Raw genomic sequence first — 10,263 nt, forward strand, 5'->3', positions numbered from 1 at the left:
AGATGCAGGCCCGGCAGCGAAGGTCAGATGGGCACTCTCTGGCTGGTGGCCGGCCTTCCTGCCGCCCACCGGCTCCAGCCTCCGGGCGGCCTGATCGATCGCGGCGTGGGTGACTTCGGGAGGTGCCGCTCCGGTCTAGACATGGGATGAATGTGCCGCAGGAACCGCATGGTTCTCATCGAGGGAGCCAGTGGTGTCTGCCGTCGGCATCGCCCTTCCTCCGGCACGGCGGAGGACCTCGGCATGGTGCGGCCTGAAGTGGGAAGTGCCTGATCAGAGCCGGTTGAGCAGACGCTTGAAGCGTTCTGCGCGAGAGGGAAGGGGTGGTGAGCCGAGTGCCGAATCTCCTCATGCTGCGCAAGCGTCAGGACGGTTGCCAGAAAAAGCGCTTTCCCGGTCTCTTGACGAGCGCTGCAGGGCAACTTACGGTTCCTGGCATCCCCCTCACTTTGAACCGATTCACTTCTTGAATCACAAAGGGACACCCATGAGAGGTCAAACTCCCCGGCGGGCCGCCTGGACTGCTGTGGCTGTAGCCGCTGTCACCCTTGCCGGAACCCTCACCGCGTGCTCGTCGTCATCGAACGACGTAGGTGCCGACGCCAAGCAGACGATCCGCTTCGCCTGGTGGGGCAACGAAGACCGAGCGGAAGCCACCGAGAAGGCCGTGGCGATGTTCGAGAAGGAGCATCCGAATATCCAGGTTCAGACCGAGTTCAGCGGTTACCCCGCCTACGTGCAGAAGCTGACCACGCAGATCGCGGGTGGCAGTGCGCCCGATCTGCTGCAGCTGGACCGTCCCACCTTCGGCGAGTACCAGCAGAAGCATCAGCTGGCCAACCTGACTCCCTATGTCGGCAAGACGCTGAAGACCGACAAGATCCCGGCGAACCTGCTCGCGGGAGGCAAGGCGGACGGCGACCAGTACTCGATGCCCGCCGGGCAGACGACGCAGCTGATCGCCTACGACAAGAACCTGTTCGCCAAGGCAGGAGTGACCGTCCCCGACACGGGATGGACCTGGAAGCAGTTCGCTGCCGACATGGCCAAGGTCCAAGCGTCGAGCGGCAGGGCCGGCACCACCGACTTCGGCTGGGCCATCGACTGGTTCGAGAGCTGGCTGCACCAGCACGGCAAGCGGCTCTACACCACTGACCGCAAGCTCGGCTTCACGCAGGACGACCTCGTGCAGTACTGGAGCATGCTGGCCTCCATGCGGAACCAGAAGGCTGTCACCGGGCCCGAGGCCACCACCAAGATGGACGGCTCGGTGCAGAACTCGGCCCTGGTCGCGAAGCAGTCCGGATCCGAGATCACCTACGACTCCGGCGTGACCAGCTACGTCTCGTCGTACCAGGGCACTCTCGGCTTCGCGCCGCTGCCCAGTGACAGCACCTCCGACTCAGGCATGGCCGCCCTGCCGCCCGTCTACTACGGCATCAGCCAGCGTTCCTCCCACAAGGAGGCAGCCGCGCTCCTGCTCGACTTCCTCCTCAACGATCCGGAGGCCGGCAAGGCTCTGGGCACCAGCCGCGGTACCCCGCCCAACTCCGACGTCAAGGCAGGCGTCTGCGCCTCGGCCACCGGAGCCGACAAGGCGAGCTGCGACTTCCAGAACAAGATGGCGGACAGGCTCAGCCCGTCCGACTCCTGGCTCTGGCCCAGTGGCAGCTCTGCCGTCAAGACCGACTTCCAGCGGGTCTACGACGACGTGATCTTCGGCCGGACCAGCGTGTCTGCGGGGGCCGCCAGGGTTGTACAGGACGCCAAGCAGTCCCTCGGACAGTGAGGTGCGCCCCCGCGGCCACGGCCGCGGGGGCGCAGAAAGGATCACGCGATGCCGACCATCGCACAGGCTCGCTCAGCGGGAAGACATGCTGAAGCGCCCGACGCCACGGAAGCACGGAAACCGCCCCGACGCCGGTCACAGCGGAGCGGAGCCGCGTACGTCTTCCTGTCTCCCTGGCTGATCGGCGCCTCATTGCTGACCATCGGCCCCATGCTGGCCTCGCTGTACCTGTCCTTCACGGACTACGACCTCTTCGACGCGCCCAGGTGGGTCGGCCTGCAGAACTTCGAGCGCATGTTCACGCAGGACGACCGGTACTGGGAATCCGTCCTGGTCACGCTGAAGTTCGCTCTGATCTCCGTCCCGCTCAAGCTCGCCGTGGCACTCGGGGTCGCCATCCTGCTCAATCAGAAAAGACGCGGGACGGGCTTCTACCGCTCCGCCTTCTACGCGCCGTCCCTCCTGGGCGCAAGCGTCAGCGTGGCACTCGTGTGGCGGTCCCTGTTCGGATCCAGCGGTGTGATCGATCGCGTACTGGGCTCGGTCGGCATCCATACCGGCAGCATGGTCGACCAGCCGCGCTTCGCACTGCTGACCGTGATCGCGCTGGCGGTCTGGCAGTTCGGCGCACCGATGGTGATCTTCCTGGCGGGCCTGAAGCAGGTCCCCAAGGAGCTTTACGAGGCGGCCGCTCTTGACGGCGCCGGCCCGATCCGGCGTTTCTTCGCCGTCACCTTCCCGATGATCACGCCCGTGCTGCTGTTCAACCTGGTACTGGAGATCATCCAGTCGTTCCAGTCCTTCACGGGTGCGTTCGTCATCGGCAGCGGCCGTGGTGGTCCCAGTGATTCCACGCTGCTCTACACCCTGTATCTCTACCAGCGCGGCTTCAACAACTTCGAGATGGGCTACGCCTCGGCGATGGCCTGGGTACTGCTCATCGTGGTCGCGGTCATCACCGTCCTGCTGTTCCGCAGCTCGCGGAAGTGGGTCTTCTACGCCGGGGAGGGCAACCGATGAGCACTCAGGCGGTTACGCCCAGCCAACTCGCGATGCCTGTGAAGGCACGCCGTTCCACCGCACGCTCGGTGCTGTGGCACTCGGCCGTCGTCGCACTGGTCGTGGTGCTGATGTACCCGGTGGTGTGGCTGGTCTCCAGCTCCTTCAAGCCTGCCAACGAGGTGCTGTCCAACCTGTCCCTGCTGCCCGATCACGGGACAGGTTCCAACTACGGCGAGGTCTTCGAAGGAGTCGCCGGCTACAGCATCTGGCAGTACTTCGGGAACTCGTTGATCGTCTCGGTCCTGGCCGTGACCGGCAACGTCTTTTCCTGTGCGCTGGCCGGCTACGTCTTCGGAAGGCTGCAGTTCCGCGGCCGGGGACCGCTGTTCGCCTTCATGATCTCCACGATCATGCTGCCGCACCACGTCGTGCTGATTCCGCAGTACATCATCTTCCAGAAGCTGCACATGGTGAACACCTTCTGGCCGCTGGTCCTGCCGAAGTTCTTCGCCGTCGACGCCTTCTTCGTCTTCCTGATGGTGCAGTTCGTACGGGGACTGCCCCGTGAACTGGACGAGAGCGCATCCATCGACGGCTGCGGTCCCTTCCGCACGTTCTGGCACGTGATCCTGCCGCTGCTGCGGCCGGCCGTCATCACGACCTCGATCTTCACCTTCATCTGGACCTGGAACGACTTCTTCAGCCAGCTGATCTACCTGAACGATCCGTCGAAGTTCACGCTTCCGCTGGCTCTGCAGATGTACGTCGACCAGACCAGTCAGTCATCGTTCGGCCCGATGTTCGCCATGTCGGTTCTGGCTCTGGTTCCGCTCGTGCTGGTCTTCGTGGCCTTCCAGCGCTTCCTCGTGGACGGCGTCTCCACTTCGGGACTGAAGGGTTGATCTCCATGCAGACGACGGCCCCACAGGCTGCCGGCCGTGAGCCGGGACCAGGCGTGCTGCGCCACTTGGCGTTGCCCGCCGAGGTACTGCTCATCGGCGTCATGGTCTGCGTCGCCTCCTTGCCGGTGGTGACGTCCCTCGCCGCGGCGGGCGCCGGCGCGGTCCTGCTGCGCGAGATGGCCGAGACGGAGCGGACCCCCACCGTGCGGCGCTTCCTCGGGCTGCTGGCCTCCTCCGCCAGGCAGCCCGTGGCCCTGCTCGCCCCTCTGACCGCCGTTTCCGTGGCGGGCGTGGACCTGCTGGCTCTGGCCGCCGGCCTGCCGGGCGGGCGGGTGATGGGCCTGCTCGTGGCCCTGGCCCTGACGGTAGTGGTTCTGATGGGGATCCGGGCTGCCGCACGATGGCGTCCGGGGCAGCTGTGGCGACCCGTTCTGGCGGATGCCGCCCGGTGGGTCGTGCGGGACTGGAAAGGCAGCCTGATGCTGGTCGGCGTGGTCGTGGTACTCGCCGTCGTCGCCTTCGAGGTGCCCGCCTTCACACCGATCCTGCCCGGCCTGCTCGTCTTCGCCGCCGTCGCGGTGGAAGGGAGGACAGCCGAATGACCAGAACCGTCGTGCTCGCCGGCACGTCAGGGTACGGCAGCACATACCTGCGTGAGCTCACCGAACTGGAAGGGCGGGGAACGGTTCGTCTCGTGGGCCTGTGCGACGTGCGGCCCTTGGACCGGGGCGCTGCCCGACAGTTCGGCGACCGGGCCTTCGACACACGCCTTGACCGTCTTCTCGCTGCCACCAGCCCCGACCTGGTCCTCGTGGCGACCCCCATCCACACCCATCTGCCGTTGGGCCGGCAGGTACTGGACGCCGGCTGTCACCTGCTGCTGGAGAAGCCGCCTCTGCCCAGCGCCGCGGAGTGGCGCGAGCTGCTCCGGCTTGCCCAGCGCAAGGGGCTGAGTTGCCAGGTCGGCTTCCAGGGCCTCGGGTCCCACGCGTACGCCCGGCTCGCCGAGCTCATGGCCGCCGGCGAACTCGGTCGCGTCAACGGCATAGGCGGCTACGGCGCTTGGTCACGCGACGACGGGTACTACCAGCGTTCGGCGTGGGCCGGCCGGCGGGAACTCGACGGTGTTCCCGTCGCCGACGGCGCCCTGACCAACCCCTTCGCCCACGCCGTGGCCACGGCCCTGGCCTTGGACAACAGCACTGGCTGGAGCGACATCGCCGGCCTGGACATGGAACTCCTGCGCGTTCGCGACATCCAGGTCGACGACACCTCGTGTCTGCGGATGAGGACCGCACACGGCACTGTGATCACCATCGCGGTGACCCTGGCGGCGAGGACGCCGACGGAACCGGTCCTCGTGGTGCACGGCACCCGGCGCCGAGCCGAACTGCACTACACCCAGGACCTCCTGGTGCTGGACGGCCGGCCGGAACGGCATGGCCGCACCTCCCCCCTGGAAAATCTCCTGGCGCATCTGGACGATCCCCAGGTGCCGCTCCAGTGCGACATCGCCGAGTGCGGTGCCTTCACGCGGGTACTCGACAGCGTCAACAGCGCGCCTGCCCCCCGGCTTATCAGCGAGCGGTGGCTCACCCACGAGGGTGAGGGGCTGCAAGCCCGGATTCATATCCCCGGTGTGGAGCAAGCCGTCCGTGCGTCGGCCGAGCAGCTGGCGACGTTCGCGGAACTCGACGCACCCTGGGCTGCTTGAGCTGCGAGATCGGAACCACGGCCGATCGCATCGCCACGCCGCTCTCCACACCGCTGCCACTGCGCCGGCCGACGCGAAGTGCTCACCCTCCGTGTCGGTAACGCCTTCCGGAGATGCCGACCGTCACCGCTGACGCCGGCAGCCCCCTTGCCGAGTCAGGTCAGCCCGGCCAGGCACGCCCCGCCGTCGAGGCGTGCCGGCCGGACCGAGGGACCGCGCGTCATCACGGTTCCGGTCACTCCGCTTCTCTGTTCACACACAACCCACTGCCAGGCATCCCGGACGCTGGTCCTCAACGCCGATCATCCCAGCAGCATCGACGTACGAAGGGGTACATCCATGCCGACACCCATTGCCCGACGCGCAGTCCTCGGTCTCATGGGCGCAGCCGCAGGGGCGGCAGCCCTGGCCCTTCCGCCTGCCTCCGCCTTGGCGACAGCGACACCAGCCACCCCGGCAGACGGGCCTGACGTCAAGCTTGCCGACAACGGCAGCTCTGTCACCCTGTCGAACGGCATCATCCAGTTCACCGTGGTCAAGGCCACTGCGAAGATCACCGACCTGCGTCTCCTCGTCAGCGCTCACGGCAACGCCGGCGCCAATCTGCTCCCAGGTTCGCGTGGCGGCGGCTCCACGACCTTCAACTACTCCGGCGCACCGCGCGCGGTCGCCCTCAGCAACGCCGTCTACAGCGTCGTCTCTCAGACGGCTGACCGCGTCGAGATCTCGATGGTCTCCGACGACCCCTCGCGTCTGGGCTTCTACCTGGACATCCGTATGACCCTGGAACGGGGCCGATCCGGTCTCTACACGTACTGGATCGTGAAGTATCCCGAGAACATGCCCGACGGCCTCACCTTTGCCCAGCTCCGGTACTCCTACGCCGCCGACGACCCGTCCTTCCGCTGGTTCGTCGTGGACGACGACCGCGGCGTTCAGCAGCGCCCGACCGCAGAGAACCTGGCGAACTCGGTCATCCTCCAAGACTCCACCAACGTCCTGCCCGACGGATCGGTCTACTCCAAGTATCAGAACAAGTCGAACCTCGAAGGCGACAACCACGTCTTCATGATCTCGAACGGGAAGGTCGGCCTGTCGCTCGTCCAGGCCAGTAAGGAAGCGTTCGGCGGGCCGACTCGGCAGGAACTGACCTGCCACGACTACTACAGCGGCATGATCCTGCTGTGGCACCCGATCACGAGCCACTTCACGGTGGACGTCAAGCCGTCCAAGGGCTGGGAGAAGATCTACGGGCCGTCCTATCTCCATGTCGGCGAGGCCGCGGTCGGTGAGGAGAAGGACAACGTGGCCACACTGTGGGAGGACGCGAAGCAGGTTGCCGGCCGCGAGCGGACAGCTTGGCCGTACAGGTGGATCGACGACCCGGCCTATGCTGCTGCCGAGCGGTCCACGGTGAGCGGCAAGCTCGTGGTCTCCTCCCTCGGGGCCGTCGACGACGGCTGGGCGATGCTCTACCAGCCCGAGCCCGACCGGCAGCTCCAGGGCATCACACTCGACGGAACCGACTGGCAGAACACCGGACTCGGCTACGTCTACGCCGCGAAGATCGGCCCGGACGGCCGGTTCACCCTTCCCGCCGTCCGCCCCGGCACCTATACCCTCGCGGCGTTCACCAAGGGAGTCATGGGCGAGTACCGGCGCACCGGGATCGGGGTCCCCGCGGCCACCGCCGTCGACATCGGCAACCACGTCTGGGTCCCGACCAGCCATGGCACCACCCTTTGGCAGATCGGTACGCCTGACCGGAGCTCCCAGGAGTTCTACATCCACGGCGGCGAGAACGGCTATCGCAAGACGCTCACGTGGCTGGAGTACCCGTACGAGTTCCCCAACGGGGTCGACTTCAAGGTCGGAGTCGATGACCCGGCCACCAAATGGAACTACTTCCACCCGGCCGTCAGGACGCCGGGCACGTCTGCCCAGCTCCAATGGCGCGGAACGACACCCGACGGCACACTCGAGACCTGGAAGATCCGTTTCGACGCCCACCGCTACCAGCGCGGAACCGGCTACCTCGACATTTCGCTGGCCGGCTCGGTCTTCGGCACCCTCGCCGTGGCACTCAACGGCACCGAGATCGCCTCCATCGATCCCCTGCCCGGTGTCGTGGGAGACTCCGGCTCCTACCGGCTGGCCGTCCGGGCAGTCCACCGCCAGATACCGACCATCACGTTCCCGGCTGCCCTTATCCAGGCCGGCGAGAACGTCCTCACCCTCTCACCCGCACGCCCCGCCCAGGCACCGACACCCGACAACTGGATGCAGCCGATGGCCGGTGTCATGTATGACACCATCCGGCTCCAGGTCGCCAATCGCTGATCGCTCCGGGGCCCTTTCCCGCAGACTCGTCATGCTGGTGTTCTCGCCGCTGATGGCCGCGGTCAGTGATTCCCAATCAGGTTGGGACTGTAAACCGTTCGGTGTAACTCCCGATCATGGAGGATGCATCGATGACCAGTGAGAACGTGGCTGAGCCCGAGGCCGTTGAGCCCTCGAAGAGGGTGCCGGCGAAGGCCGTGGACGACCAGTTGATCGACGAGCTGGTGGGTCGTGCCCAGGCCGAGGGCCTGCAGTTGACCGGCGAGGGCGGGCTGCTGCAACAGCTGACCAAGCGGCTGCTGGAGTCCGCCCTGGATGGCGAGATCACCGATCACCTCGGCTATGACAAGCATGATCCGGCGGGCAGGAACGGCGGCAACTCCCGCAACGGCAAACGCTCCAAGACGGTGCTCACCGATGTCGGCCCGGTGGAGATCACCGTGCCCCGCGACCGCGACGGCTCCTTCGAACCGAAGATCGTCAAGAAGCGGCAGAAGCGCCTGACCGGCGTCGACGAGATGGTCATCTCGCTGGCCGCGAAGGGTCTGACCACCGGTGAAGTCCAGGCCCACCTGGCCGAGGTCTATGGCGCCGAGGTCTCCCGCCAGACCATCTCCACCATCACCGACAAGGTGCTGGAAGGCATGGCCGAATGGCAGAGCCGACCCCTCGACCCGGCCTATCCGGTCGTCTTCATCGACGCCATCCACGTGAAGATCCGGGTTCTGTCGACGATCTTGTGATCCGGACGGTCCAGGCTCACTGCGTGAGCAGGACGCGTTTGCGAAGGAGATCGAGACTGGCCCGGCCGAACATCTGGCGTTTCAGCATCTTCAGCCGGTTGATGTTGCCCTCGACGGCGCCGGAACTGTGCGGGAGGGACAGCCCGTTGCGGACCGCGTCGAAGTCGCGGCGGAGGTTGCGGGCGAAGCCCACAAGCGGAGCCAGACTGTCCCGTTCCACGTCGGTGATCCAGTCTTCGAGGCGGCCGCCGTGGCGGCCGGTCATCATCGCGGCGAACTTCCTGACGTGAAGAGTGAGCCGGTCGAGTTCGGGATCGCGCTCACGCAGCCGGTGCAGCTTGTCGGCGTCCTCGTCCCGCAGGTGCTCGGGGTGAGTCATCATCCAGGAGGTGACCTCGCGGACCGACGGAGGCTTCGGTCCCGGATCGGGTGCGTGTCCGCGCCCGGTCCGGTAGCACCGCAGATGCCGCTGAACAGCCAACTCCCCACCGGGATACCCGAGCTGCTTGATCTCGCGGTAAAGCTGAGCGGCGTTCCTGACACCCTCGTTCCAGCGCCGGTGCAAGTAGCCGACGTACGGGTCGACGACATGCGCTCGGTGGAGGCTCTTGGACACGACATCGTCGGCGGAGCGGGCATTGACCAGTTTGCGGACCGTGGCCTGGTGCAGCCCGGGCTTCCGGCCGATCGCCGCCTTCGACATCCCCTGCTGCCACAGCTCATGGGCAGCATGCATGCTACTCACGCAGCCGGACCACGATCTTCAGCTCTTTCGGCGGCTGGACCACCTCGGGCTCCACCTCCGCATGGTCGGGGCCGGAGGCCGAGCCGGGAGGCGATTCGGCCAGGCGGGAGCGGTGGGCGTTGACCGTCTTCTCGACCGCCTGACCGAGGTTGGCCCACAGGTGGTAGCGGTCCGCGACCTGTTCGGCCTGTGGCGCCCCGACCCGGGCACCCTCTGAACAGCCGCTGGAACGGTCCCGGCAGATGACCCTCACCTCGGGGTGATCACGGAGCCAGTCGGCCAGGTCCTCACCTTCGCGGCCGTCGTAGAGGTGCAGCGGCCGGTGGGTGGCCATGTCGATCAATACCGTGCCGTAGTGGCGCCCCTTGCGGAAGGCGAAGTCGTCGACGCCGAGGATCTCCACCTTGCCGATCTCCGGCTCGGGCAGGGACCTGACCAGCCGTAACAGTGTGTCCTTGCCCACGGCAAGGCCGACCGCGGACGCCAGACGGGCTCCTGCCCGGCCGGCCAGAGCCAGCCCGACCTGCGTCCACACCTCGCGCAGCAGCGGGGTATGCCGACTATGCGGGGTGGTCAGTCCCGAGACCTGCTCGGCGAACGTCACCGCCGTGCAGGCAGGGTTCTCGCAGCGGAAGCGGCGCACACACAACTCGATCACGACACCGAGCCCGCCCACGGCGACATCACGCAGCCTGCGTACGTACCGGCCGTGCACCCGGGCCGAGCTCTGGCCGCACCGACAGGAGCCAGTCGTCGCCCGCACCCGCGTTCTCAGCACTACCTGGTCCGGTCGCCGCTCGACCTCCTCGATCAGCAACGCGGACAGGTACGGAAACAGCTGCGGGAACACATCACGAGAGCACGCCATGCCTGATCGCGAACAGTCGGCACGAGCCGCTCAACCGTCCGGATCACAAGATCGTCGACAGAACCAAGATCCGCGACGGTGCGGTCGCCAACCGGCCCATTTACGTGGCCCTGGCCGTCACCACCGAGGGCCGGCGGGAGATCCTCGGGCTGTGGGCCGG

8 protein-coding genes and 2 pseudogenes are annotated in these 10,263 nt (G+C 66.6%); 8 read left to right on the plus strand and 2 right to left on the minus strand.

Annotation, left to right across the window (positions count from 1 at the left end; translation table 11 throughout):
* The first annotated feature begins 526 nt into the window (after positions 1–526).
* From ACIRFH_RS34975 to ACIRFH_RS35005, 7 genes and pseudogenes are all read left to right on the plus strand, one after another.
* Positions 527–1,789, plus strand: a complete 1,263-nt coding sequence (locus ACIRFH_RS34975) for an ABC transporter substrate-binding protein (protein WP_403530104.1) — start codon at positions 527–529, stop codon at positions 1,787–1,789.
* A gap of 48 nt (positions 1,790–1,837) precedes the next feature.
* Complete coding sequence (locus ACIRFH_RS34980) at positions 1,838–2,809, plus strand: carbohydrate ABC transporter permease (RefSeq protein ID WP_403530106.1); 972 nt, start codon at positions 1,838–1,840, stop codon at positions 2,807–2,809.
* A gap of 32 nt (positions 2,810–2,841) precedes the next feature.
* Complete coding sequence (locus ACIRFH_RS34985; protein ID WP_403530109.1) at positions 2,842–3,693, plus strand: carbohydrate ABC transporter permease; 852 nt, start codon at positions 2,842–2,844, stop codon at positions 3,691–3,693.
* A 5-nt stretch (positions 3,694–3,698) separates the two neighbouring features.
* A complete protein-coding gene (locus ACIRFH_RS34990) occupies positions 3,699–4,295 on the plus strand; it encodes a hypothetical protein (protein ID WP_403530112.1) in 597 nt (198 codons plus the stop codon).
* Positions 4,292–5,407 carry a Gfo/Idh/MocA family protein gene (locus ACIRFH_RS34995; RefSeq protein WP_403530114.1) on the plus strand — a complete coding sequence of 372 codons (1,116 nt, stop codon included), beginning with the start codon at positions 4,292–4,294 and terminating at the stop codon, positions 5,405–5,407. The genes ACIRFH_RS34990 and ACIRFH_RS34995 overlap by 4 nt, the downstream gene beginning before the upstream one ends.
* A gap of 378 nt (positions 5,408–5,785) precedes the next feature.
* Positions 5,786–7,747 carry a polysaccharide lyase family protein gene (locus ACIRFH_RS35000; protein ID WP_403530117.1) on the plus strand — a complete coding sequence of 654 codons (1,962 nt, stop codon included), beginning with the start codon at positions 5,786–5,788 and terminating at the stop codon, positions 7,745–7,747.
* A 131-nt stretch (positions 7,748–7,878) separates the two neighbouring features.
* Positions 7,879–8,469: pseudogene (locus ACIRFH_RS35005) on the plus strand (transposase); the annotation flags it as partial.
* A gap of 37 nt (positions 8,470–8,506) precedes the next feature.
* Here ACIRFH_RS35005 and ACIRFH_RS35010 read toward each other — a convergent pair.
* Positions 8,507–9,226 (minus strand): transposase, encoded by a 720-nt coding sequence (locus ACIRFH_RS35010; RefSeq protein WP_403530120.1) that lies wholly within the window; start codon positions 9,224–9,226, stop codon positions 8,507–8,509.
* Position 9,227: 1 nt separating this feature from the next.
* Positions 9,228–10,085, minus strand: a complete 858-nt coding sequence (locus ACIRFH_RS35015) for an ISL3 family transposase (protein WP_403530122.1) — start codon at positions 10,083–10,085, stop codon at positions 9,228–9,230.
* 83 nt (positions 10,086–10,168) lie between these two features.
* On the opposite strand from ACIRFH_RS35015, the pseudogene ACIRFH_RS35020 reads away from it, so the two are divergent.
* Positions 10,169–10,263: pseudogene (locus tag ACIRFH_RS35020) on the plus strand (transposase); the annotation flags it as partial.

Source organism: Streptomyces sp. NPDC093586, assembly GCF_044764905.1.
GTDB lineage: Bacteria > Actinomycetota > Actinomycetes > Streptomycetales > Streptomycetaceae > Streptomyces.